The sequence below is a fragment of the Photobacterium chitinilyticum genome (genome assembly GCF_004104355.1).
Classification (GTDB): domain Bacteria; phylum Pseudomonadota; class Gammaproteobacteria; order Enterobacterales; family Vibrionaceae; genus Photobacterium; species Photobacterium chitinilyticum.
In genome coordinates, this window is record NZ_RJLM01000003.1 from 316,753 (window position 1) to 341,046 (window position 24,294).

The 24,294-nt window shown below is 44.6% G+C and carries 26 protein-coding genes and 1 pseudogene; 16 read left to right on the forward strand and 11 right to left on the reverse strand.

Translation table 11 applies throughout. The features are described from left to right. Nucleotides 1-673 precede the first annotated feature (673 nt). From EDI28_RS10365 to EDI28_RS10375, 3 genes are all read left to right on the forward strand, one after another. Nucleotides 674-1,126, forward strand: a complete 453-nt coding sequence (locus tag EDI28_RS10365) for an SRPBCC family protein (protein WP_128783782.1) — start codon at nt 674-676, stop codon at nt 1,124-1,126. Between the two features lie 317 nt (nt 1,127-1,443). Then, the gene (locus EDI28_RS10370; RefSeq protein WP_128783783.1) at nt 1,444-1,983 is read left to right on the forward strand and encodes a GNAT family N-acetyltransferase; all 540 of its coding nucleotides are present in this window, start codon (nt 1,444-1,446) and stop codon (nt 1,981-1,983) included. 560 nt (nt 1,984-2,543) lie between these two features. Continuing rightward, nucleotides 2,544-2,852 (forward strand): hypothetical protein, encoded by a 309-nt coding sequence (locus tag EDI28_RS10375; RefSeq protein ID WP_128783784.1) that lies wholly within the window; start codon nt 2,544-2,546, stop codon nt 2,850-2,852. Nucleotides 2,853-2,889: 37 nt separating this feature from the next. Here EDI28_RS10375 and EDI28_RS10380 read toward each other — a convergent pair whose 3' ends face one another. Continuing rightward, nucleotides 2,890-3,438, reverse strand: coding sequence for a hypothetical protein (locus EDI28_RS10380; protein ID WP_128783785.1), 549 nt, complete (start codon nt 3,436-3,438; stop codon nt 2,890-2,892). A 130-nt stretch (nt 3,439-3,568) separates the two neighbouring features. Here EDI28_RS10380 and ovoA point away from each other — a divergent pair, with 130 nt between their 5' ends. The 6 genes from ovoA to EDI28_RS10410 all read left to right on the forward strand — a co-directional run bounded on the left by ovoA (nt 3,569) and on the right by EDI28_RS10410 (nt 8,759). Continuing rightward, nucleotides 3,569-5,683 carry a 5-histidylcysteine sulfoxide synthase gene (ovoA, locus tag EDI28_RS10385; RefSeq protein ID WP_128783786.1) on the forward strand — a complete coding sequence of 705 codons (2,115 nt, stop codon included), beginning with the start codon at nt 3,569-3,571 and terminating at the stop codon, nt 5,681-5,683. A 62-nt stretch (nt 5,684-5,745) separates the two neighbouring features. Further along, nucleotides 5,746-6,057 carry a cysteine-rich CWC family protein gene (locus EDI28_RS10390; protein ID WP_128783927.1) on the forward strand — a complete coding sequence of 104 codons (312 nt, stop codon included), beginning with the start codon at nt 5,746-5,748 and terminating at the stop codon, nt 6,055-6,057. A 218-nt stretch (nt 6,058-6,275) separates the two neighbouring features. Continuing rightward, entirely contained in the window at nt 6,276-6,512 is a 237-nt protein-coding gene (locus EDI28_RS10395; RefSeq protein ID WP_128783787.1) for a hypothetical protein, read from the forward strand. Between the two features lie 93 nt (nt 6,513-6,605). After that, nucleotides 6,606-7,055: an META domain-containing protein gene (locus EDI28_RS10400; RefSeq protein WP_128783788.1), complete on the forward strand. Its 450-nt coding sequence runs from the start codon at nt 6,606-6,608 to the stop codon at nt 7,053-7,055. Between the two features lie 77 nt (nt 7,056-7,132). Continuing rightward, nucleotides 7,133-8,173: a hypothetical protein gene (locus tag EDI28_RS10405; protein ID WP_199287404.1), complete on the forward strand. Its 1,041-nt coding sequence runs from the start codon at nt 7,133-7,135 to the stop codon at nt 8,171-8,173. 97 nt (nt 8,174-8,270) lie between these two features. Further along, a complete protein-coding gene (locus tag EDI28_RS10410; RefSeq protein ID WP_128783789.1) occupies nt 8,271-8,759 on the forward strand; it encodes a CreA family protein in 489 nt (162 codons plus the stop codon). Between the two features lie 68 nt (nt 8,760-8,827). Here EDI28_RS10410 and EDI28_RS10415 read toward each other — a convergent pair whose 3' ends face one another. The 5 genes from EDI28_RS10415 to EDI28_RS26935 all read right to left on the reverse strand — a co-directional run bounded on the left by EDI28_RS10415 (nt 8,828) and on the right by EDI28_RS26935 (nt 14,058). After that, a complete protein-coding gene (locus EDI28_RS10415; protein WP_128783790.1) occupies nt 8,828-9,997 on the reverse strand; it encodes an ABC transporter permease in 1,170 nt (389 codons plus the stop codon). After that, entirely contained in the window at nt 9,994-11,166 is a 1,173-nt protein-coding gene (locus EDI28_RS10420; protein ID WP_128783791.1) for an ABC transporter permease, read from the reverse strand. Before EDI28_RS10420 ends, EDI28_RS10415 begins: the two co-directional genes overlap by 4 nt. 5 nt (nt 11,167-11,171) lie before the next feature. After that, entirely contained in the window at nt 11,172-12,146 is a 975-nt protein-coding gene (locus EDI28_RS10425; RefSeq protein ID WP_128783792.1) for an HlyD family secretion protein, read from the reverse strand. Then, nucleotides 12,143-13,618, reverse strand: coding sequence for a TolC family protein (locus EDI28_RS10430; RefSeq protein WP_128783793.1), 1,476 nt, complete (start codon nt 13,616-13,618; stop codon nt 12,143-12,145). Before EDI28_RS10430 ends, EDI28_RS10425 begins: the two co-directional genes overlap by 4 nt. A 290-nt stretch (nt 13,619-13,908) precedes the next feature. Then, nucleotides 13,909-14,058 (reverse strand): hypothetical protein, encoded by a 150-nt coding sequence (locus EDI28_RS26935; RefSeq protein WP_164918527.1) that lies wholly within the window; start codon nt 14,056-14,058, stop codon nt 13,909-13,911. 24 nt (nt 14,059-14,082) lie between these two features. Here EDI28_RS26935 and EDI28_RS26940 point away from each other — a divergent pair, with 24 nt between their 5' ends. Continuing rightward, a complete protein-coding gene (locus EDI28_RS26940; protein ID WP_164918528.1) occupies nt 14,083-14,247 on the forward strand; it encodes a hypothetical protein in 165 nt (54 codons plus the stop codon). A gap of 367 nt (nt 14,248-14,614) precedes the next feature. Then, entirely contained in the window at nt 14,615-15,787 is a 1,173-nt protein-coding gene (locus tag EDI28_RS10440; protein WP_128783795.1) for a cation:proton antiporter domain-containing protein, read from the forward strand. Nucleotides 15,788-15,826: 39 nt separating this feature from the next. Here EDI28_RS10440 and EDI28_RS10445 read toward each other — a convergent pair whose 3' ends face one another. The 3 genes from EDI28_RS10445 to EDI28_RS10455 all read right to left on the reverse strand — a co-directional run bounded on the left by EDI28_RS10445 (nt 15,827) and on the right by EDI28_RS10455 (nt 18,340). Then, complete coding sequence (locus tag EDI28_RS10445; protein WP_128783796.1) at nt 15,827-16,504, reverse strand: hypothetical protein; 678 nt, start codon at nt 16,502-16,504, stop codon at nt 15,827-15,829. A 224-nt stretch (nt 16,505-16,728) separates the two neighbouring features. Next, nucleotides 16,729-17,952: an HlyD family secretion protein gene (locus EDI28_RS10450; protein WP_128783797.1), complete on the reverse strand. Its 1,224-nt coding sequence runs from the start codon at nt 17,950-17,952 to the stop codon at nt 16,729-16,731. Next, on the reverse strand, nt 17,945-18,340 hold the full coding sequence (locus tag EDI28_RS10455; RefSeq protein WP_233353342.1) for an MFS transporter: 396 nt from the start codon (nt 18,338-18,340) through the stop codon (nt 17,945-17,947). The genes EDI28_RS10450 and EDI28_RS10455 overlap by 8 nt, the downstream gene beginning before the upstream one ends. A 105-nt stretch (nt 18,341-18,445) precedes the next feature. Here EDI28_RS10455 and EDI28_RS10460 point away from each other — a divergent pair, with 105 nt between their 5' ends. Then, complete coding sequence (locus EDI28_RS10460; protein WP_233353343.1) at nt 18,446-19,531, forward strand: AraC family transcriptional regulator; 1,086 nt, start codon at nt 18,446-18,448, stop codon at nt 19,529-19,531. Between the two features lie 21 nt (nt 19,532-19,552). Here the strand turns inward: EDI28_RS10460 and EDI28_RS10465 are convergent, their stop codons facing one another. Beyond that, nucleotides 19,553-20,035 (reverse strand): hypothetical protein, encoded by a 483-nt coding sequence (locus tag EDI28_RS10465; protein WP_128783798.1) that lies wholly within the window; start codon nt 20,033-20,035, stop codon nt 19,553-19,555. Between the two features lie 129 nt (nt 20,036-20,164). Continuing rightward, nucleotides 20,165-20,509 carry a hypothetical protein gene (locus tag EDI28_RS10470; RefSeq protein WP_128783799.1) on the reverse strand — a complete coding sequence of 115 codons (345 nt, stop codon included), beginning with the start codon at nt 20,507-20,509 and terminating at the stop codon, nt 20,165-20,167. A gap of 312 nt (nt 20,510-20,821) precedes the next feature. Here EDI28_RS10470 and EDI28_RS10475 point away from each other — a divergent pair, with 312 nt between their 5' ends. The 4 genes and pseudogenes from EDI28_RS10475 to EDI28_RS10490 all read left to right on the forward strand — a co-directional run bounded on the left by EDI28_RS10475 (nt 20,822) and on the right by EDI28_RS10490 (nt 24,034). Next, entirely contained in the window at nt 20,822-21,865 is a 1,044-nt protein-coding gene (locus tag EDI28_RS10475) for a GMP reductase (protein WP_128783800.1), read from the forward strand. Nucleotides 21,866-21,951: 86 nt separating this feature from the next. Further along, a pseudogene (locus tag EDI28_RS10480) lies at nt 21,952-22,446 on the forward strand (phage portal family protein); the annotation flags it as partial. Between the two features lie 498 nt (nt 22,447-22,944). Further along, the gene (locus tag EDI28_RS10485) at nt 22,945-23,196 is read left to right on the forward strand and encodes an Ogr/Delta-like zinc finger protein (protein WP_128783801.1); all 252 of its coding nucleotides are present in this window, start codon (nt 22,945-22,947) and stop codon (nt 23,194-23,196) included. A gap of 244 nt (nt 23,197-23,440) precedes the next feature. Beyond that, nucleotides 23,441-24,034, forward strand: a complete 594-nt coding sequence (locus EDI28_RS10490; RefSeq protein WP_128783802.1) for a hypothetical protein — start codon at nt 23,441-23,443, stop codon at nt 24,032-24,034. Nucleotides 24,035-24,294 lie beyond the last annotated feature (260 nt).

The following is a 24,294-nucleotide window of genomic DNA, read 5'->3' on the forward strand; positions in this document are numbered from 1 at the left end:
CTGCGGTTTCTATTAGCCATATTTTACCTCTCATTTTTTCCAAAAACGAGTAAGGTTGATATCTCTCTTTTATTAATACCGTCTTACTCATCTAATCAGCTCTACTATACCCAACGGATCATTACATCCTGATGACAGTTAGGTCACAGTAAAACTTCGTTACTCCCTGGCAAATCAACTTTTTAAAATAGAACGACTAATTGCAACTAGGTCCAATAAAAAGCTCAGGGGTTAAAAAACAGTGTGATATCTCAAGCAGTGATTTTAGAAGTGACCTTATTTAACGGATTAAGGCTTTCCACTCTTTTCAATAAAATTCACCATCCAATATATATCAACCAATTTAATATAAGAGGCAATGGTTAGCTTTGCAACCACTATTTTGCATTATTTTTGTGACAAACATCTCTTTTAGAGGGGAACGAGCGATGATACCAACGAACCAATCAGGTAACTGATTCAATAACAAAGAAATATACGTAAATCGATATCACAATAGAATTCTAGCGTTCAATACTTTTTCACAACCATTCTAAGATTCATCACTATCGCAACTAAATGTATTCGCAGCTAGTTATCCCACGGTTCTATCAAAAACTATGTTCAACTTGCTGTTGACATAGCAACACCTTTTGTTAACATCGCAATTACATCTTGACAAAGGGTCGAAAACATGGGTATACACACCATCACTTTAGAGCAAACTGCTGATGTGCCCAAGAAAGTACTTTTCCAGTTACTTTCTGACCATGAAAACCTTGGACGCTTTTTCGACGCCGAGTATTCTCTCGTTAAGCATGGAAAACCAGAGATCAATGGAATTGGTGCAGTCAGGAAAGTCATTTCCGGGCCATTTACTTTTCAAGAGCAAATCATCGACTACAAAGAAAATGAACATCTTCACTATAAGATCATCCAAGGTGGTCCCATCGACGAACATGGTGGGTGGATTCGTTTTCAGAGCATCAATGCTAACCAAAGCCTAATTCATTACCGGATCAAGTTTTCCCCTCGTATACGGGGAACAGGATGGCTTATCAAGTTGCTTCTGGAAAAAGATATCAAAAGAGCACTCTGCCATATTGCCGAGTTTGGCGAGTCAGAATGGAAAGGTCACTGGGGATGAAGTTAACACCTCCCCTAGTTGTCTCTGCAGTACCTCCGGCAGACATCACTGGCACTGGTATCTGTCGGCTTTCAAAAAGAAACAGTAAAGATGCATCAGAAACTGGCTAAATTTGATAGCTCAGGCTAACCTTTTTTTGCTCAAAGTTAGAAAAATGTCATCAATATGCCAAATATCCCTGCTATCTTCCTGCCAACAAACAAAAAACAAAGTATTGGTATTCATTCCATTCTTTGATCCAACCTATTGCATAAATATTATGAACACGATTTAATAATTTCATTTTAACATATTGCTTTATACGTTAGGACAAGTAGATGAGACACCAACCTTTATTAACAACGGAAAGGCTCATACTTAGGCCTTTTCAGCTATCAGACTCCACCAAGATACAAAAACTCGCAGGTGACGAGATGATTGCCAACGGTACCATCAACATTCCACATCCCTACTCAGATGGTATTGCCGGGCAATGGATTGGCAAGCTCCTTGCCGGCTGGCAGAGCCAGCAATCAGCTATCTACGCAATCACTCTAAAATCCAATTATCAGCTAATAGGCTGCGTCGGGCTCCATAACATTGCCAACAATAATGCCCAACTGGGATATTGGATTGGTGTGCCTTTTTGGGGCCAAGGCTATTGTACAGAAGCAGCGAAACGTTTGACGGAGTTTGGTTTCAAGCGTATGGAGCTGGAAATGATCTACGGCCAACATTTAAGCCGAGATCCATCACCAGGTAAAATTATGCAAAAGATCGGTATGGAGCATATTATGACAAAAAGTGACGCAACTAGAGTCAATATGATCACTGAAGATCTTGAGTATTATGAGATCAAGGTTTTAACAGAGGCTTGATTTTCTGCCTCCTTGCCCTACAACGTTACTGCCTTTCTCTGCAAGTAAGCTATATACGTTGCCCGGAATATGAGACAGTCGCAATTCCCACATAGCCATTGATGGAATGGAGCTAATTTATAAAACCACTCTCTTAAACGTCTTATTTGTAATGTGTGATAATATCATTGAATTAAATACCTTTTTTCTCATTATAAATACATATCATCTCAATACTTTGTATATAACGAACATCTATAACAAATAACATTCAATGAAACAAAGCGTTGAGAATACTCCCTATTAAAATTCCAATGTGAATTTTTTGATTAGGGCTATACTAAAACTGATAAGCAATAAAGAGGTATGTTTTATCAATTCAGCTGTAAGTTGTGACTTATTTTAAAACACAGCTTCAACTGGAGCTTCAAATAAGCCTATAACCTACTGTAACAACAATAAAAATAATTTCATGTAAACTTTTTTGAAATATAGTTATTGATGGCAGGTCTTATATTTTGAATGTGGACACAATGCACATATAAAAATGGCTGATGCCACTGACTAATGAGGTGAAGATTATGTCTAGCTTGAAAGTACTAACTGCTACAGCTGTGATCGTGATGTCAACTTCAGCATTTGCTGATATCCGCGTTGCTGATACGCACAACGGCGCATGGATTACAGTTACGGAAAACGGACAACCAGCAGCCAATGCATCGGTTTCTGTTGCAAATGTTCCACAACAAAAAAAAGCATACCAGACTGATGAAAAAGGTCGCGTATTTATTCCACTCACTCTGGAAAATTCGCGTTCTATCAAATATAAAGCCAAAACTGAAAGCGGCCGTGAATCATCACGCTTTGCTTTCCACTCTACTAACAAGTAGCGAATATTCTAAAGGCCCTACTCCTACATCAGGGCCTTTAACTATCATCCTTCCGATAGTCATGTCGATTTAAATCTCTTGCCAATACCAACGACAGACCAATAATTTGCAAAAATAAAGCAAGATTCCTTAACTGGGAAATTGATTTCATCTTATCATCATGAGTTTCAACCAATTCTACGTTATCCAAGTATAACTGATTGATCTTTTCTCTTTGACTCTGTTGAACATTATTCATCACTACCATCAAGCTAGGAATCTCACTAATCGACAACCGCTCTATCTTTTCGTCTAACCAATAGTTCAACTCACTTATTACTTGCTGACTTATTTCTTTGGCAATAGGTTGCTTATGCAATTTACTAGATAAAATTAATTGCAATATATATTCCCTTTTTCTTTCAACTGTTTCGACTTGCTGCCAAGTAAGGCTAATTAGCTTATCGTTATTTTGCTGCCTCTGAATAAGTTCATTGGCTTGTCGGGTTATACCATCAATAAAAAAATTAGTCATGAGTGCAGATATTACATTAAGCAACAACCCTGTTGCGACCAATGTCCACGTAGGTACTGTCCATCGTCTCATATAACTATATACCTTAGTCAAGCTGTCTATTTTCCTTCATATCAGTATGGCAAAAATCCAACAGAATTTTTTGTGAACCATTTTCAAACTGACTACGTTTAAAGATACTGTTTATAAAGGAAAGAACAGAATGAATAACAAACTGACTAAAGCAACGCGGACCCTATTGCTCTCAGGAGACAGCGAAGATTCGAAACGCCAGGAACTAAAAGAAGCATTTAATCATACCTGGGCACTCTACGAGTCTCTCTTTGAGCTCATCAATAATGAAACAGCCTATTTCAGCAAGCCCGAACCGCTGCGCCATCCCCTAATTTTCTATTTTGGCCATACCGCCGTCTTTTACGTCAACAAACTCAAGCTAGGAAAATACATAGATAGCCGTATTAACAAGCACTTTGAGTCCATGTTCGCCATTGGGGTCGATGAAATGTCGTGGGATGATCTTGATGATACACATTATCATTGGCCGTCAGTCAGTGAGGTCAAAGCATATCGGCACGACGTCAATCGTTTAGTCAACACGGTCATCGATGATATGCCTATCACACTACCCATTGCCCAAACTGATCCCGGCTGGATCATATTGATGGGAGTCGAGCATGAACGTATACACCTAGAGACATCTTCAGTCATCATTCGCCAACTTCCGCTTTGCGATGTAACCCCACACCCCGACTGGCAACCATGTCGTGATGTCGGTGTTCCCGCTGCAAACCAGTTATTAACTGTCGGTGGCGACACAATCACATTAGGAAAACACGAAGAAGATGACACGTTCGGCTGGGATAACGAATTCGGCCAACAATCATTCAAGGTTCACGACTTCAAAGCGTCTAAATACCTTGTTTCTAACCAAGAGTTTATGGCATTTGTAGCAGATGAGGGCTATCGGAAGCTCCGTTATTGGAATGACGAAGGCAAAGCATGGATTAAGTTCACACAGGCAACAATGCCGCGTTTCTGGCTTAAACAGAACGACCAATGGTTACAGCGTAACTTAACTGAAGAGATCCCGTTGCCGTTAAACTGGCCCGTTGAAGTCAACCAGCTTGAAGCCAAGGCGTTTTGTAATTGGAAGGCTGAACAGCAACAAGCCAACATCCGCCTGCTGACAGAGGCAGAGTGGTATTTATTGCGCAGCAACATTGAAGGTGATTCACCCAACTGGCCAGAAGCGCCGGGTAATATAGAACTAGGCTATTACGCCTCTTCCTGCCCTATAGACCGATTTGACCATGAGGGCTTTTGCGATATTGTGGGAAATGTCTGGCAATGGACAGAAACGGCTATCGATGGCTTTCTAGGATTTAAAGTGCACCCTCTTTATGATGATTTCTCGACGCCAACGTTTGACGGCAAACATAACCTGATAAAAGGCGGATCATGGATATCGACAGGGAACGAATCAACGCTATCATCACGTTACGCTTTTCGTCGTCACTTTTACCAACATGCTGGATTTCGCTATGTTGAGTCTCATCAAGATCCGGCAAGCATGACCTCGCTGAACATCTATGAAACTGATGAGCTCATTTCCCAGTATCTCGAGTTTCACTATGGTGACGAGTATTTCGCGGTACCTAACTTCTGTGTAAACGGCATCAAGCAATGCCTTAATGAGATCCAGCTCAGCCACACAACCAAGGCACTAGATATTGGTTGCTCTGTCGGTCGAGCTTCATTCGAGCTCGCCAAAACATTTGATCATGTCGATGGTATTGATTTCTCAGCACGCTTTATTCAACAGGCATGCAATCTGACAGAACACGGTGAAAAAAGGTATACCATCCGTACCGAAGGAGATTTGGTTGAATTCAAGAGCATTACTTTGGCCCAATTTAGTTACATCGAAGATGCAAAAAAAATTAATTTTATCCAAGGTGACGCCTGTAACCTCAAACCACAATTCAGCGGCTATGATCTCGTCTATGCATCGAACCTTATCGATAGGCTCGGCGATCCCAAGGCATTTCTGTCGACTATCCACCAGCGAATTAATGACGGCGGCTATCTGGTTATCACTTCTCCCTACACCTGGCTGGAGGAATACACCACCAAAGCCAATTGGCTGGGCGGGATCAAAGTGCATGGTGAAAACTTCACCACGCTGGATGGCCTGACTGAAACGCTGATCCCCCATTTCGAACTAATCGCTGTTAAAGAAATTCCCTTGGTGATCCGCGAAACAAAGCGGAAATTCCAGCATAGCGTATCGGAAATGACCATCTGGCGAAAACGATAGCTAGAAAATAGAACTTGATGTTACTGTACTGCTCCCCCATGAGCAGTGCAGAACATAACAACGTGAAAACACCTTGTGTCGCAAAATGTAAGAGCAACGAAGGAATATGTAGCGGCTGCTTTCGTACCATAACCGAAATTACCGAGTGGCGCCTGATGAATGAAGTAAAACAGAGCAATACCATTGATGAAATTCAAGGCAAGCGTTCAACCCATACCTGCAGCTTATGTGGTAAACCGACCTATTGTGATATCAGCGCCGGGAAATCAACCTGCTGGTGTTTCGAACTGGCCAAGAGAGATACTTCTGGAATTGAATCGCCAGATTGCCTATGCCGAAAGTGCTTATCGACTTTACCACTACGTGATGTATGATAACCATTCCATATTTATATGATATTCAAGCATTATATTCTTGTTTTCGCTGTAAAGTATTGAGTATTTAAACTAGTCGCCTATAATCGTCGATTCTCCTCAACACAACGAATTTCCTGATGCTAAAATCCCGCTATTTTATATTCACTCTTCTTGCTATATCAGGCTTTGTGCGGGCACAATCTCCTCATCCCCTTCCCGACAACGAAAAGATATGTATGGAAACCGTGGGAAAACTACTGGCCCAACAGCATGTCATTTTCAGCAATAGTCAAATAGACCCTGACATTCGTCGTGCAGCAGAACGTGCAATCGACACGACCCGTAAAGCATTCAGTGAAAATGAAAGCTACTGCCAGGCACAAGAAGTGCTTCAGGCTTACCAAGCTAAATGCAATGAAGATTTTCATTTTCGCGATGGTGAAGTGAACTATTTTGGACGAGGCGATATCTAAACTATTTCATTCGCCCCAAAACGAGTTCCCCCAACAAGTGGGTATACTATTATTAGCACACGGGGCTATTATCGTGGTAATGAGGTAATTTCTATGAAAAAGTGGCTGATGGCAGGGATTCTTAGCACTTTTTTCCTGGTTGGTTGCGAGGCGGAAGTGCAAAGTGGTTTTTCAAAAGAAAATCTTCAAGATAACTGGGTTCTGACAAAAATTGATGGCAAAGATGTCAATATTAACGAACCGAGAACTCCTCCCGGCATGTCAATTGATACAGCGTTAAAGGTTGCCGGTTTCAGCGGCTGTAATCGCTTTTTTGGTCAGGTCGAGCTAACCGAAGAGAGTAAATTTCGGATCACCGCTATGGGTTCGACTAAAATGGCGTGTATTCAAAATGATCAAGCAACCGTAGAATCCGTGATGACCAAGTCACTGCAAAAATGGAATAGCATTGCGCTTGAAAATAATATTCTGACTCTAACCTCGGAACAACATATCCTGACGTTCATGCCTGAAGCCGTCACGGGTTCAGAATCCCCCCAATAGATCAGGGTGGTTCTCTCTATAAAAGGCGCTAATTAGCGCCTTTTTGAATAACAGAAAGTACCAAACCAATGATTAGTATGAAATTAAGCAAACAAAAAGCCAAAGTGCTGAATTCTGCCATCCAAAATTGGGAGAAAGAGCAGCTCATTTCTGACGAACAAGCCGAACAGCTTCGCCACAGCTATCAGGTCGTTGGTTTTGACTGGAAGCTATTGGCAGTCTACTCCTTCTGGATTGCTATCTCCTGCTTCATTATTTCTATTGGTATTTTGCTCGCCGACGACTATTTGATGGATCTACTGGCACAAATCATCGACACCCCGGCAAGCATCCTTTCGGCTATCAGTGCTGCAATTGCAGTGCTCTTTTACCGGACTGGTATTCGCCGCCGAAAAAAATCTCCAGAGAAGAATATCAGCAACGAGGCAACATTCTTTTTTGGCATTCTGATGACGGCAGTCTCGGTAGGCTTTCTCAGTGAAACCACTCTGCTCAGCACTACCCATGATGCTTTTTTCCTGCTATTCCTCACCAGTATTTACGCCGTGTTAGGGCTTCGCCTGTCATCCGTACTTATCTGGCTCTTTGCCTTATTTGGTTTTGGCGCTTGGGTGCTATCGCAAACAAGTTACTTAGCCGATCCAAGCGGCTATTTCCTTGGCATGAACCTTCCGCTTCGCTTTGTATTTGTCGGGCTGTTCATTACCTCTCTGAGCCTAGCCGCAAGCCAAAGAGAGCAGTACCGCCACTTAAAGGAACCCACTCTTTTTGTTGGTTTACTCTATTTCCTGACGGCATTGTGGCTATTGTCTATATTCGGCAACTATGAAGATCTGGCGAGCTGGGCAAAAGTCAGACAGATTGAATTATTACATTGGTCATTGATTGCAGGAACGGCCTGTCTCACCACCCTCTATATTGGCATCAAATCAGACAACACCTTGTGCCGTAGTTTTGGGATCACATTTTTGCTGATCAATTTATACACACGGTATTTTGAATACTTTTGGGAGTCATTCCATAAAACAATTTTCTTTGCCGTATTGGCCCTCACCTTCTGGTTGATAGGCTCACATGCAGAAAAACTATGGCAAATTGGCAACCGACCTTCCAGATAATTGGGTGTTTTCATTGGTAAATTTGATGAAGTTGGTATCATTGGTTGATATCCGGCTGCACTTATCCCGGCCTAAATCCTTCGCATGGAGAAAAATAATGAAAAAATTGCCGTTAATTGCAGGTTTACTTGCAGCGACAACCTTGTTGGCAGGCTGTTCAGACGATGAAGTCGGTGATGTTAGCCTGGGCTTATTTACCACCAAAGATATAAAGATCCAAACCTTCAACGATCCTGAAATTGATGGGGTAACCTGCCACATTAGCCATATTAAGGCCGATCTCGACTTTGCCGACCCATCTGATATGGGGATCTCCTGCCGCCAGACGGGGCCGATTACCATAGCAATGATGTCCGATGTCGATCGCTCTAAAAATGGCGAGGTAATTTTCAAGGCCTCTAAGAGTTTCTTGTTCAAGACGTTGAAAATTCGTCGTATTTACGATAACAAAAACAAGACTTTGATGTATCTGTCTTACTCGACCAAAGAAACTGAGGGCAGCTACAAGCACTCAATGTCGACCGTACCACTGTACGGTTCTGAAGCCTGGACTGCGCTGATGGCAGAGGAACAAGCCAAGAAATAACGGTCGATATCAGAAACAAAAAAACGCCAAGTTTGGCGTTTTTTTGTTATTGCGAGGTTTCGTTGGTACTAATTGATCACTGCCGAAGGCTTCTGACGCCGATTATTCTTTAGCATTAACGTCACCGCTATCGCGCCATACACCAGCACCTGCAGCCATAGTTGCCCCCACTGCAACACGACTTGATGAAAATCTGCTCCCATCTGGTTCAGTCTTAAAAAGGCATGAATTGCTGGTGTTGCCGGTACAAATTGCACCAGCATATTAATCGGCGCCGGAATTGCGGATGTCGGCCAGATAAAACCGGCAGAAAAGATCAACGGTATCGAGCTCAGCAGGACAACAACTGTCGCCAGTTCCCGTCTTGGGAGCAACTGTCCAATAGCCACACCCATAAAAATAACGGCCAACAGGAAAGGGACGGTAACAGCCAGCAAATCAGAGATCGCAGCCAGTCGGCTGATTTGATAGAAAGAAAAAGTAAAACCAAAATAGTACATTACCAACGGCAGATAAATCAGCATAAACAGGCAGGCTCTAACCAGTGTCACTCTCAGGGGCGGGTACTGGAGCCAATAGCCGTTTCTACCCTGTCTGGCATGTTCATTTTGCCCGCCCCCCAATAACGCCACCGCAATTAATAACGTCTGATGCAGGATCAACACAAAAACAGCCGGAACGACATAATTGATATAACCCATCGTCGGATTAAAGACGGGCTGCATTGTCAGACTCATAGCCGAATGCTGCTCTGCCGCCAGTGCAATATTTTCACCAGACATAACCATCCGTGATACTTTGGCCTTGGCGCCTAATGTTCCCCCTGCTGTGGCAAGGCCTTCAACAACTGAACCATAGACAAGAAAGTATGCCGCATCACCAGCATAAGCCAGCGTAGGACTTTTGCCGAGTAATAAGTCACGAGAAAAATGCTCAGGGATCACCAAGAGCCCTTCCACCTTGCCCGTATTTAACATCATCGTGGCTTCTTCAATACTCAGGGCCCGGGCAGCAAGCTGAACTTGTGGAGTTGCATCAACCATGCGTTCCAGTTCACGACTGGTCTGGCTGTTGTCTAGATTGACCACAGCAACATGCTGCTCTCGCGGAAGCTGCTGAGAGTAAGGAAGTGGGTATAAGAACGAGTAAATCAATACGCCGCCAAATACCGTAAAAAGTATCGACTGATTGGTAAAAATGGCGCTCAACTCAAATTTTAACAAAGCTCGCCAGCTCATGCTTCTACTCCTTCGCCATTGTTATTGTCAGAAGCTGGTTTTGCTAATGCTCTCGCCCTCAGCATCGCAACAATAATCGCCAATATAAATATCGACAGAATACCTAACGCAGGAAGCGCTTCGATGATTGTCTGGCCATGATTAACCTGATGAACCTGCACGTCGAGATAATGTGTTACTGGCAACATCGCGCGCCAAACATGTGCAAGTATAGGCATATCAGTTGCTGGAAACGTTACGCCGACAAACGCAAATGCCGGGGCAGTAAAGCCAGCGGCAAGGCTCATTGCTTTTGTAACATCAAGGGGAAACAGGAAGAACAAAGCGGCAACGCCCTGACAAGCAATCACCATTAATAACTGTGCCAGCACAAGAATGAACCAGCTACCGTGCATCGGCCAGCCAAGCTGGATATACAGTCCCCATAGAAAGAGCACTCCGTGTAGCCAGAACAGAACTGTATAAGGGAGCAGTTTTGCCAACAAATGACGAACAGGCGCGTCCTGCAACCACGTCTTGATGCCCTGCTGACGACATTCTGAAGCCAAAGCCAATATCGTTGTGACCACAATCAGGACCTGCCATAAGGCCGGGATAGTAGCCGACACCAGAAACTGCCCATAGTGGCTGTTACTGTTGTACAACGGCGTGACTTGCGAGCGTATAGGCACTGCTTGCCCTAGGGCTTGAACGGGAACAGCATTTCCTCCCGCCATATTATGCAGCGTATCTACCTGTGCATTGAGCGTACCCTGAGCCTTAACAATCGCGGAATTAACCAGCTTAGCGATCAAAATGAACTGGCTGTTGTAAAACGTTGTGATATCAGGTGCCTGACCCAGCAACGTTTTCTTTTCCAGTTCATTGGGAATAATAACTAATGCGTATATCTCCCCCGCTCTCATCGCTGCACTGCCCTGCTCGACGGACGTAAACGCCCGTGTAACAGCAATCGCAGGGCTGGCATCATATTGACGTACAACTTGACGGGATAATCGGCTGTGATCGAAATCAACGACACCAATTGGCAGATCTCGTGCAATCCCGGCAGAAAATATCGCCCAAAGAGTGATAAAAAGTACCACAGGCAACCATAAGGCCAATGCCTTGAGCCAGCTATCCGCTTTCAACAACTGCCACTCACGGCATAATTGTGAAGTAAACGTCATGGTGATCACTCAACGATTACGCTCATACCCACACGCAACCCGTCAATCGGCTGGGTTGGGCGAGCCTCTACCTCGAAAGTGCGCATATCAAAACCCTGAGCTGGATCGGTAGTACGCCAGGTAGCAAAATCGCCCATAACGGCAACATGGCTAACCTTAAAGCTGTATTTCATCTCGCCAAGAGCAGGGATTTTTGCTTCAAATTCTGCACCTTGGTTATAGTTTTTCAGCTTGTCTTCACGAACATGAAAAACCGCCCAGGCATCTTTGATATCAACCACGCTAACGACAGGAAAGCCTTGCGGGGCAAGTTCGCCCTCGTGAAGCAAAATCTGAGTCACTTCGCCATCATGCCAGCTTTCGATTTGGGTATCAGCCGCATAAGCTTCCACTTCTGCTACAGCACCTGCCGCCATTCGAACCTTCTCGACCGCCGCTCGCTTGGTTTCATCACGAGCACCTTCTTTTGCCATCTCAAACATCTGATAGGCAGCCCGCTCGGTGTAGCGTGCAGCCTGCCATTGCGTATAAGCTTCATCCCGCTTCTGCTCTGCAACCACACCGTCATTGTAGAGGTTATCTACTCGCTGGTAAGTTTTTCCCATCAGAGCCGATGCTGCCTTGGCCTTTTGCCATTGATCTCGGGCAGCTTCAATTTCCTGGCTACGGGCTCCTTTCTCGGCTTGCTCAGCCATCGCACCAGCCGCTTCCTGGCCCGCTTTAGCTTGCTCTAACTTAGCATCAAGTTCTGGGCTCAATAGCGTGAAAATCAGCTCGCCACGCTCGACCTTGTCTCCTTTTCGAACCAAGACCTGCTCAATTCGGCCGGGAACTTTCGACGACACATTGTACTGCTGTGCTTCAATCTGGCCCTGCATACGCTCCGGCTGAGGCTGATAAGCCTGCCAAAAAGTGTAACCGATCCAGCCCACCAACGCCGCGGCCGGAACGACCGCCGCCAAAGCCTTAAACTTACTCATGACTGAACCTCTACACCTTGATATTGCTGATATTGGTAAAAACTGCTGATCTCGCCGCTAACGGCCAGCAGGCGCGATAGGGAGATCACATACTGAAATGCAGCCGCGGAGCGCTGCGTTCGGACACTGGCCTGATAGAGTTCGGCATCAACCACATCCAGTGATGTCGATAAGCCCTGACTAAAGGCCTTCTCTCGTAGCCGTACATTCTCACTTGCCAACTGAAGGCTCGACGACAGGCCGTTATATTCTTCCAGTGCCTGCATTGCCTCTCGGTAGGTTTTCTCAACCAGCACCGATAAATCCTGCTCAGCCTGCGCATACAGGTAATTCACCTGAGTAACCGCACTGTGTGCGGCTTTGACTTTGCCTGAACGACCGGAGTTATCTACCAGCGGGATATTCACCCCGACTCCTACCGCCCAATCCGGTGCCGTCTTCGACGCGAGGGTGTCGTCTTCATGCAGGCTATAATTGCCGTAGAGATACACTTCTGGGTAATACTTGCCCTTTTCGGCATCAATCAGCCCATTTGCTTGCTTTTTCTTGGCATCTAGGATTTGCAACCCCGGATAGCCGGCAAGGGTCTTATCAATAAATGCGCTCATCGGCGGTAAAGAAGTGTTTGTAAACAAAGGCGTTGAAGGTACTGCCGGTATATCCATCTTAAGCAGCTTGGTTAGTGCAACCTGAGCAATTTCCATATCCCGTGCGGCTTTCTGGCGTTCTACCCGCGCTTTATCGTAGGAGGCTTCCGCCTGCAAGCGCTCAACTTTGGCAATCTGCCCTTGCTGCTCAAGTTTAACCGCATGTTCAAAGTGTTTCTTCAGCCCTTGCTCTACATCAATGCGGGTTTGCAGCACTTGCTGGGTCATAGCGACGCCGAAATAGAACTTTGCCAGATCCTCAAACTTTGCCTGTTGCTTCATGGCAAGAAAATGGCGCGCTTCTTCAGTCCGTCCCTTGGCGATATCCTGCGCGGCTGTAATTCGGCCACCGGTAAAAATAGGCCAGACAGCTCGAATTGAGCTGGTAAAGACATCACGCTCAGTAAGCTGAGACGTAAACAACTGATCGAGACTGGCCGGATTAATATGAAATTTCTGCCCTAATGCTGCGACAAGCCCTCCTGCTTCATCAGACATACTCTCAATCACGTCAGAAGGTTTAATTTCAACGGGCTTGTCCAAGCGGGTGTATTTGGCTGTTGCCGAGATTTGCGGGAAATATAAATCACTGGCAGCATCCTGAAGGTGTCTGGCACGATCAACTTTAGCCCGCTCAGCGGCCAAACCATCGTTATTCACCACAACGGCTTGCCAGGCATCAGCGAAGCTCACCGCTTGCTGGACGGTTTGAGTAAAACTGTTCTCAACAGATTCTGATGCATATACATCAGACACGACACTGCCGAAAGGCATCGTCAACATAGCGGCGCAACACGTCATCACCGCAATAGGCTTTATTCTCATTGTTCTTTCCATTGAGCCTTTGTACATGGCAGGACACACAATCTTAGAGCAATAGCTCTAAAACTCAACCTATCAGTATACCCCATCTTTCCCATTTAAATGAAAGTACCGACCTAGGCTAACTCGCAGTTCAAACAAAGTGTGGATATATTACTTTTATCCATCTGTTTTTAATGAGAATAATTATTCTAAATACATATAGAAACGAAGAGGAGTCTCGGCAAAGAAAGTAGCGAAAAAAAAGCGAGCACCAGCTCGCTGACAAAATAAAGCCTAATCTAGCAACATCCCTATTGCTGAGAGCCATTACGTAACTGAGAACACCATCCCGCAACAGCAGAGCGTGATGTTGCCTGTTTAGCGCTATCGATATGCTGGTTGCTGGACTGAGCGATATTCATTGCCTGATTTCTTGTAAAACGTATTATTAACGACGGCATATGTTACCCCGGCAATGACTGCGAATGTTGCAATTTCAGGCAGCCTGGATTCATGATAGGAATGATGGTGTTCGTTCACAATCACAACATCCCGATGACGATCATTATGATAGTGCTCATTATGATGGTGGCTGTTGTGATGATCATGTTTATGATGCTTGTGGTGGTGCTTGTGATGGTTCTTTTTAGCCAATACCGTTGAGGGAAACACTGCTAAACAAAGCGCAAGAGAAAAAGAAATTAGAGATTTCATACTGTCACTATAATTATATTCGTTTCACTCCAGCATACGTTTATCAGCCGTATGAATGTCAGCGCTGCGTTAGCGCTCTGTCAAAAAAACACCGTTCTAAACATATATCAAAATATAAAAACCCGTTGGTTTAGGCTGCCTGCAATCCTAATGCATAGCTACTGGTTGCTAATGAGTATCAACCCAGATGTATTATCCTTATAGCTATTCCATTGATTGCTACAGATGCCAACGGAACAATGATCTGCTGCATTCAGATAGTTTTCCATTGGATAAATACCTGATCTACAGGAAGTGTCGTATATGCAGAGCAACCTAGCGCCTCTTATCTTCGAGCTCTGCGCTATCGTTATCAGTGCCGCTATTCTGGGCACACTTTTCCTGTATGCACGTCAACCAATCATCTTAGCCTATATTGCAGCAGGAATGCTCATTGGCCCCAGTGGCTTGGGGGTGATTCAGAGCGCGGAGAATATCACTCAAATTGGTAACCTCGGTGTCATCCTGCTGCTGTTTCTGATCGGACTTAATCTGCAGCCCAAAAAGCTCATCCAGCTATTTAAAGAAAGCTCCATTATCACGCTGGGCACCTGTGCTTTTTTCTTTTTGGGGACTTTGCTATTTGCCCTGGCCATCCAGCTACCAATGCAGGATGCATTAATCATTGCCGCTGCCCTGATGTTTTCTAGTACGGTTATCAGCCTAAAGCTGATCCCGACCACCACCCTCCATCACAAACATATGGGTGAAGTAATGACCAGTATTCTACTGGTACAGGATATCCTCGCGATCACCGCAATCATTTTTCTAAATATTGGTGGCGGCAACGCCATGCTCGTCGCCTTTATGATGATGTTGCTAAAGTTTGCGGCACTGGGTACCTTGGCTTTTTTGGGGGTTCGCTATTTGATCCTGCCGCTGTTCCAGCGCTTCGACGTAATCCAGGAATATAGCTTTGTAACAACGCTAGCTTGGTGTTTCTTCTGGGCTGAACTCAGCCATCAAGTTGGGCTATCGTACGAAAGTGGCGCTTTTATCGCAGGCATTTCGATTGCTGTTAGCCGGGTTTCCCAAGCAATTTCTGTACACCTAAAACCGCTACGAGAGTTCTTTCTGATCTTATTCTTCTTTGCTATTGGCGCACGGATGGATCTGGCAGCCAGCAATATCTACAGTCTACTCGGCATCCTATTCGGAATATTGCTTGTCGCCATCAAGGCATGGGGTTTCACACTGGCCTTATCTTTGGCTCATGAAAAACCCAGTATGACCCGTGAGCTAGGCGCCAGGCTAAGCCAGGCCAGCGAATTTTCCTTTCTCGTGGCTTATGCCGCAATGAGTGCCGAGCTGCTATCCATTGAAGCAAATATGTTCATTCAAACGGCCACCATGACAACCTTCATCATTTCCACTTATTGGGTTGTGAAGCGCTATCCAACCCCAATATCTATCACAAACAACCTGCGTCAAGACTAGCATAATGCACTCTGAGCAAAGTTTTTTGCAGGCGGCATATCATTCGCTATGAACAGCAAACGGATAGGAAACCGTAACAGTGATCTGTTCAGCCGACACAATCATCGTCACCGTTTTATCTTGCTTTTTAAGACCATCTGCGGATAAATCAGCCGTGAGCCATTGCTCAATGTTGTTGTAACCGTGGCGGTAGGCACGGTTAAATGCACTGCTTTCGAGAAACATATACTCTCTCGGCACTGTATAGTCATAACGGTTTGCCAGGACGAACATCTGCTCATCGAGGGTCTGCCTGTCCAGGAGCTGTATGCCAGCCAGAACATCAAGCGTTTCACTGTTCACACTCAAATGGGCAAAGACAAGCCCTTTTCGCCTTAGCCCTGCGAGTACAGTGTTGTAATTTGCAGCATTCAGCGGAACCGTGTATTCCACAGAACGGGCCTTTTGCTTCACCAAAAAAACCGCCAGCATTTCTTCATCAAGACCAAACACCTTCAACTGATCAAAACAGTATGCCAACTTACCGTTGTACAAATCAGAACAGTCAAATACATCGGGTAGCGAACGGATGTCATCCGCACTATCGTTCAGATAAATATCATCAAACAAGCGCAAATCAGAGGCATTCACAGACAGCGGCATTACCAACGCAGGCAACAGCACCGTTATTACACGCAACAAACGTCTAGCAGAAAAACGGGAAAAGACAGAAAACACAAAAAGGCTCCACAGCAAAATAAGCAGCCTAGTTGTACCCTTTGCAGAGCAAGACATCAATGCGCGGCGAGAAAAGCACAGCAAAAAAAAGCTGTAACCCCAAGCCTCAAGGAGTTACAGCTAAACTACAGTCAGCATTAACGTAGTGAAAAATTCGGGCAGTATGTCTACCACCCGAGAGCGGAAAAATCAGTTCGTTCTTATCGTTCTATGTTTAGTTGTCTTTACATCGACCAAATGAAGAAGATTTGTGACTTCATCCGGATAATGATGCCGCGTAACACATCAAGAAAAGCCAGGAATGAGATTGGTTTTTCAGCACTGATCCAGGCCAGGCCTACCGATCCGACTGGAATGTCGTAACCATCATGTTCATCGAGCTTCAATCGTACAAAATGATGCTTGTTCATTGCATTCTGTCCGGTGGTCTGACGAATATTGTCGTCACGGGCCAGCAGGCTGCCCTGAGCTTCACCCGTTGCTTCAATAATTCCTTCAACCTCAGCATTAAAAATCTTGCCAGGATACACCGCGGAGGTAAATTCAGCCCGCTGCCCAACCTTTACATTACGGATTGCCTGGTGGTTCACTCGCATCAAGACATACTTCTCGTTGGTATACATCTGAATTCGAGGCATAAGACCGACATACTGACCTTCACGCATAATAAAGTTGGTCAGATATCCATCAGTAGGTGCATATACCTTGGTCTGATCCAAATTCCATTGTGCCTGGGCAACATTTTCCTGCTCACTTGCAACGTCAACCTGACGACTGCTAACTGTTAGCTGGGATTTTTCCAGCGCCAGCTGGGCCTTATTCGCCGAGAGCCTTGCTTTTTCCAGCTGTGACTGCAAGGTAACTTCTTGAGCTTTGGCTACTTCAACAGCCGTGCGCTGCTCATCCATTTGAGTCTCTGTAATGGTATGCTTAACAACGTTATTTTGCTCAAGATAGCGTCTTAATGTCGTTTGCTTGAGTTTCAGATCTTCTTGTGCCGCAATGAGCTGGTTTTTCGATATTTCTATATCCTTTAACGCTGCGCTATGAGACTCCTTTGCAATACGAACATCTTCACCGGCTATCGAAAGAGATACCTTGGAAGAATTCAGCAGTGACTCTGCTTTGTTCAGGGCAATCTGGTACTGCTCGTCATCCAATGTATAAATCAGCTGGCCTTCCGACACCTTCTCATTGGGCCTAACATAAATCTCATCAACATGCCCCTTTATCTTGGTCGATGCCGGTCTTAGCTGAATATGGGGAGACTGCACCAACGAGCCTCCAGACATATCCATAGGAGCAAATGTAATCAGACCAACCCAGACAAACAGCAGCCAACCCGTACCACCGAGGTATGAAAACGCCTTGGTAAATTTATTCCACGGCATACCGACCATACGAAGCAGATAAATAAACAACGACCATACGGCTAATCCCTCAAGCATACTCGGCCTCCTTGTCATTGTGATCCGCTACAACCGAGTCAGATGATGACTCTTGTGTGTGTTTTTCATGCTGATAAGAACCTGTACTTTCTTCATCGTTGCCTTTCCAGATATCGCGGATCCGACGAAGTGCCTGCTCGCCATCGACAAAGGCGATAAAGACAGCAATGACCCACACCCAATGCCAGACGAACCCTATCCAGGTCAGTGCTGTTATCAGCCCTATCTGATGGTGTTCCTTGGTGTGGGCTTTTTGAATTGGTAACTCATGAATTCGCCAGAATCCATAACCTGCTGCCGCAATAGTCCCTATTAAAACGACTGCGGCCATAATATGTAATGCTGTGTCGACACCGCTATCGACAAAAGGCATGCTAATGAGGCTCATTTAAATTAACTCCGATCTACAAAAATGATGTTGTTATATTTTTTTGTTGTGTGGAGTGTGCCGAATAATGTGAACTGCGTACTTCTTATGGGCAGAAGACATCACATGACATGGATATTTGCGATATTCTATCCACACACTATCTTCATCAAGTCCAAACTCATGAATCAAGCATCGGCAGCACTGGATATTTCCTTTATCCGTTCGGCCTTCCTACAACCGGTCTCTGCCGGCATAACCGCCCGCTTCGGACTCACGCCTGAAGGGCTGGGGATCCCACCGCAGATTTTGGCGGAACCAATGACGCTCGTTCCCTTTATCGATGTCCAGCGTTGGCTGGAACTGATTGAGCTAAAGAGTGGCGATCCTGCGTATATGATAGAGATAGCCCCCTACCTGAAGTTCGACAGCATGGGCTATTTTGGTGACTGGTTTTTATCGAGCCCCGATTTGGCGCTCGCCTTCAGGCGTATCAACTACGGAACATCCTGCCTGCAATCGGGTACAAGCTTTCACGGCGAACAATCAGGCAGGCTTATAAAGTGGTGCTATGACAACCACTTTTCAGAAGGCCGAAGCCGGCTCCACGACAGCATTCGCATTACCGTAATGTATACCAATACGCTAAAGCATTTCATGGGCGATGATTATCGGCCAAAACATGTCGAGATCAGCGGCCCGCCATGCGGAGACGGAAGAGTAGAAGCCTATTTTGGGTGCGACGTTACATGGAATGCGGCAGTAACCAAGGTTTGGCTTGATATCACCATGCTGGAACACGGCAGTGCTCACCCTTTCAGCACCTCTCGTCCGATGCTGGTCTCCAACCTGCAGCTTGATGAGTTTTTAAACATGCCACAACCCCATGATACCGCCAAGGTCATGTACGAGATGGTTAGTTACGCCTGCCACTACGGTTACCCAAGCCTGGATTTTATTGCCGAACGTTATAGGGTAAGCCGGCAGCAACTCCAGCGACGGTTCAATGCCTTCGGCTGGAGCTTTACCAATGTAACCAACTACGTACTGTGCAATCTTGCAATAAAGTACATGCTCAAAGATATGTCTAATGCGGAGATTGCCAGAGAGCTCGGCTATAACAATGTTCAAAGCTTCAGCAAGGCATTTCAGCGCCAGCGCGGGGTCACGCCGACGCAATACAGGGACAGGCTACTGGAACGCAGCCAGTAACAGCTACGCCGATGGAAGCGGTTATACGACTCCTTGCCGTTTGCACTGCATCTGAAAGTGTTTGTTCGGCGTAATGTGGTACCACATATCAAACAAGGCTTCATTGTCGCCTTGCAATATCGGCTTGAAGAATATTCGGTAGCCGGTCAAATCGCGACGAGCAGCATAGTCAAAAGGATTACTGTTGTTGGGATCAGTAATGATCTCCCGGCTTAACTTTACCGGTTTCAACATATAATCAGCATCATTGGCAATATAACGATAATCAATGAACAGATTGAACTCCAGTTGTGTTTGTTGCTCTTCCTGATACCTGACCCACTCTTGCGACGTCATCGTGCCATCTGATTTGAAATCATAGGTCACCCAACTTTGTTCCTGAGGTACTTCGTTCTGCGGTGTACACTGCCATTTACCAGTGATTGCCGGCAATGACGATGCGGCAGCAACACATGGGATCATCGCCCCAGCTACCAATAGAAATCTGTTTATCCAGCGATTCATCTGCCTCTCCGGTTAATCACCATACTAAACAACAATAACTTAACAATTAAACACTGCCAATAAGTAGGTAGAAAACAGGCATAAAAAAAGGAACTGATATCAGCTCCTTTCTTGAAAAACGACACAGCTCTACGTTGTTTTCTTATCACTATCCAAACATTTAGCTGCGACTTGTGCCAATATCGCAGAAATCGGCACTATCGGCCCCATCATATTGACTCTCAGCGGCGAACCGCCACTACCATAATGCAAGTCAGATACATCGCCAGACGAATAATTATACTTATAGTTAAATTTATCTGTTGCCACATGTAACAAGTCGAACTCTTTTCGATGACATGAAACGTATGCACGCCAATACATCGCATCCAACACTTCACCGGGATGTTCGGCCCGGATAATAAAGCGCCAACTCCCGTCCTCACCATAAAAGTCGAGCGGAAATGTATTTTTTATTTTTCTTTTGCTTAACAAGGTAAACCTATCCACTTAGCCAGCAAGACAAAGGGATTATGCAAAGATTACAGAAGAATGGAAGAGATTAGCAAATAAATGGGGATAATTTGACATATAACAGGCTTTTTTTACCTGCTATCTTCGTAAGGATACCATAAAAAAAATAACATTATTAGACTTGTTAATTAACTTTCTCGGCCTATAATGCTGAAAACCGGAGCGTCTGCCAACGCTCCGGTTTTTTTGTGCCTGCTCTTCGGTGATCTACCTGCTATCTGCCAATAGCAAGAAAGCCGATGAGCAAAATTCGATAAGATTAAGGAATTACCAATGCGTATCGAACAAGACTTGAAGTTAGGTTTTAAAGATGTACTGTTTCGTCCAAAACGTTCAACCCTAAAAAGTCGCTCTCAAGTCGAATTAACCCGCGATTTTACATTCAAGCATAGCGGTCGTCAATGGGCTGGTGTACCAATTATCGCAGCCAATATGGATTCTGTGGGTAGCTTCGAAATGGCGGCATCACTGGCCAAGCACGGCGTAATGACGGCTGTTCACAAGCACTACACAGTTGCTGACTGGGCTGAATTCGTAAAGAACAACGACACCAGCGTGCTTAACAATGCCATGGTATCAACCGGTACGTCTGAAGCTGACTTCCAGAAAACCAAAGACATTATGGCTCTGACCGATGACCTGATCTTTATTTGTATCGATATAGCAAACGGTTACTCCGAGCACTTAGTCGAGTACGTTGAAAAAGTACGGACTGAATTCCCAGACAAAGTGATCAGCGCGGGTAATGTTGTTACTGGTGATATGGTTGAAGAACTTATCCTTGCCGGTGCCGACATTGTCAAAGTAGGAATCGGCCCAGGTTCAGTATGTACCACCCGCGTTAAAACAGGTGTTGGTTACCCTCAGCTATCTGCCATCATCGAATGTGCCGACGCAGCGCACGGCCTAGGAGGCCGCATTATCGGTGACGGTGGCTGCTCATGTGCCGGTGATGTATCCAAAGCCTTCGGTGGCGGTGCTGATTTTGTCATGCTTGGCGGCATGCTGGCAGGTCATGAAGAAAGTAACGGAGAAATCATCGAAAAAGATGGCCAGACATTCATGAAATTCTACGGAATGTCTTCACAGAGCGCGATGGACAAGCACTCAGGCGGTGTTGCCAAGTATCGTGCAGCTGAAGGAAAAACCGTACTATTACCTTACCGCGGCCCGGTTGATAACACCATCCAGGACATCATGGGCGGCGTACGCTCAACCTGCACCTACGTTGGCGCGGCGCAGCTTAAAGAGCTGACAAAACGCGCGACATTCATCCGCGTTCAAGAGCAAGAAAACAACGTGTACGGTAAAGAGTAAACTCGGAATTTCCGAATAATTAAAGGCCACTTTTGAGTGGCCTTTTTTGTGCCTAAAAAAGGCGAATGACTACAAAGTGTCTACCCCCTCTTCCATCGACGTATTTATGCAAAAATAAGAAAGGCGATTACTGGCTGCTAGAGCGCGATGATAAAAAACGACTCTATAAGCAAAAAGATGTGATTTTCATTAAGCAATACGACCCAGCTCAGCAGGTTTATGGCTCACCCGATTATTTGGGTTGTGTTCAATCGGCTTTGTTAAATAACGATGCGACTACTTTTCGCCGTCGATACTACAAGAACGGCTTACACATGGGCTTCATCTTTTACGCCAGTGACACGAACTTGAGTAAAGCTGATGAAGAAGATTTAAAGGAAAAGATGGCTTCTAGCCGTGGCGTTGGTGATTTCCGTTCTATGTTCATCAACATTCCGAACGGCAAAGAAAAAGGTATTCAATTAATACCAGTGGGTGACATCGCCACTAAAGATGAGTTCGAGAAGATAAAGAATGTATCCGCCCAGGAAGTATTAACCGGCCATCGCTTCCCTGTTGAGTTGGCGGCAATTATTCCCAACACCGCCAGCCCTTGTTCTGCCTAGCTTCATACGTATGCCATCAGATCATTATCGCGATCAACCAGATCATTAAAACAGTGACAAAAAATACGAAATTCATCATATTCTCAATAACTTAACAAAACAAGAGAGATCATTAAGTGATCTTTAAAACTGAAACAAGCTGTAATTAATTTCAATTTTTCAGTTTTGTGCTTGTGGTTTTATCACTGATTCTTTCCATCGAGCATCCCCTGGAGGCCCTGTATTCACGGGGGTTAGCGCCAAGTCACTCCCCTGGCACTACCGCCAGAATTGCAGAAAACAAAACTGAAAAAAATCACTTTTTTTAAACATCGCAGGTGGGGAGGAGGAGTGCGATTTCCGTGGCGTGAATGTGTTTTACGTGAGCGCCTTCACCTCTTCGTATACTGGAATACTTAATCGACAGTACTGTATAAAAAAACAGTCACTTGATTTACAATTGATGAGTCAGTTCATCAATCAAGTGGATGCGTTATGAGAGTATTTTGCCCAGAGTGCGGTGAGAAAGCCCGCATTCAAAAGACCAATCGTATATCGACCAGCTATGCGGATTTATACTGCAGTTGCAGTGACCCCGAGTGTGGCCACTCGTTCGTAATGAACCTCAGCTTTTCCCATACTCTCAGCCCTTCAGCCAAGAACACAACCGAGCTGGTTACTGCTTTAGTTAATTCGATGTCGCCAGAGAAAGCGAAGGAGCTACATAATCAGTTGGCGATGTTTTGAGCAAATCAATTCTAAGCTTTAACGAACAGACCGTCTCCGCATCAGATCTGTGACCTGAATATTTATAAAAGATTAAAAATAACTTTTTATTCAACCCCATGCAGAGTAAAATTCTGCCCGCCTTTTCATTTGACTATTGTGTTGATTTATCTAAAAAAATGATGAGGAAGATTTTATGGGACTAAAATAGCCTAACTATTTTAGTTAACATTCCCGAATCTATCGGTTTATATGGAAGATTTATATGCGTTCAATTTTTATTTTTATCGCTCTTTTGGCTTTGTCTGGATGTCAATCTCTTATATTGAGTTCAAATAGTTTAATTCATAAAGACAATACGGTAACTGTCAAAAACTTAGAGCTGAAATTAACGATAGATGAAAGTTACGGCTATCTCGGTGAATATGAATTCAGTCAATTCATGAAATATTCAGACACCTTGCAGGGTGGTACGATTCATAATGGAAAGTCTATTGTTTATGAAAATAAAAAGAACCATTCCTTTGTTATGATTATGAAGAAGACTTGTAACCAATGCGTATTCACACCAAGTTCACGTATCCCAGAATCTGACGGTCCATCTAGCTTTTTCATTGGAAGCAATAGATATTATAAAAGAGTAGGCTGTGCCAATTTGACACCTAAAGATGAAGAAGATGAACAACTTATAAAGTTATTAATGTCATCCAACAATAACGGTATATATGAGGGTAGATTCAATTATAACGGTACAACATCTGGTGTAAATAATTCATATTTTGAACTTTATGTTGCTTCTCCTCGTAATAAATCAGGTCAAATTAAAATTGATGATGTTGTTAAAATGGAAGCTATGTAGGATTAATAATCACCAATATTAGCATCTGATAAAGCTTTGGAGGGGGGATACAAACAATCCCCTCTGTGTCATGATAAATACAATTGCTACTCAATTCGCCCAGCTAGCTCGGCATCAGCCAGCAAGGCTCTTACCATCTCCATCTGAGCCGCATCTAGCGACTTTTCCTATCTTTCATAACTAGTTCCACTAGGTATAGCCCTACCTCTGCACGTCTTTGCCGTGCGTATTTGCCGCCAAGGCTTCAACAATAAAATCAA